Raw genomic sequence first — 651 nt, forward strand, 5'->3', positions numbered from 1 at the left:
TCGTCAACTATCGTGCGCACGAGGCGCGCGGCGTCACCGTGCTCGAATCCGCCGACGGCGTGTTCCTGCGCGACGCCGCGGGCCACACGCTGCTCGATGCGTTCTCGGGCCTGTGGTGCGTCAACGTCGGCTACGGCCGCGACAGCATCGTGAAGGCCGCCGCCAGCCAGTTGGCGAAACTGCCCTACGCGACCGGTTATTTCCACTTCGGCTCGCAGCCCGCGATCGAACTGGCCGAACGGCTTGCCGCGCTCGCGCCGCCGTCGCTGAACCGCGTGTACTTCACGCTCGGCGGCTCGGACGCGATCGATTCCGCGGTGCGCTTCATCACGCACTATTTCAACGCGACAGGCCGCCCGTCGAAGAAGCAGATGATCGCGCTGGAACGCGGCTATCACGGCTCGTCGTCGATCGGCGCGGGCCTGACCGCGCTGCCCGCGTTCCACCGCCATTTCGACCTGCCGCGCGCGGACCAGCACCACATCCCGTCGCCCTACCCGTACCGCCATCCGCTCGGCGGCGATCCGCAGGCGCTGATCGCCGCGTCGGTGGCCGCGCTGGAAGCCAAGGTTGCCGAACTCGGCGCCGACAACGTCGCCGCATTCTTCTGCGAACCCGTGCAGGGTTCCGGCGGCGTGATCGTGCCGCCGG

Annotated in this window: 1 protein-coding gene; it reads left to right on the forward strand. The window is 69.3% G+C overall.

Annotated features, from left to right (window positions below; translation table 11 throughout):
• A partial coding sequence (locus L810_RS42445) for an aminotransferase class III-fold pyridoxal phosphate-dependent enzyme (RefSeq protein WP_042978366.1) occupies positions 1-651 on the forward strand: 651 nt, incomplete at both ends.

The sequence above is a fragment of the Burkholderia sp. AU4i genome, assembly GCF_000466765.1.
In the GTDB taxonomy this organism is placed as follows: domain Bacteria; phylum Pseudomonadota; class Gammaproteobacteria; order Burkholderiales; family Burkholderiaceae; genus Burkholderia; species Burkholderia cepacia.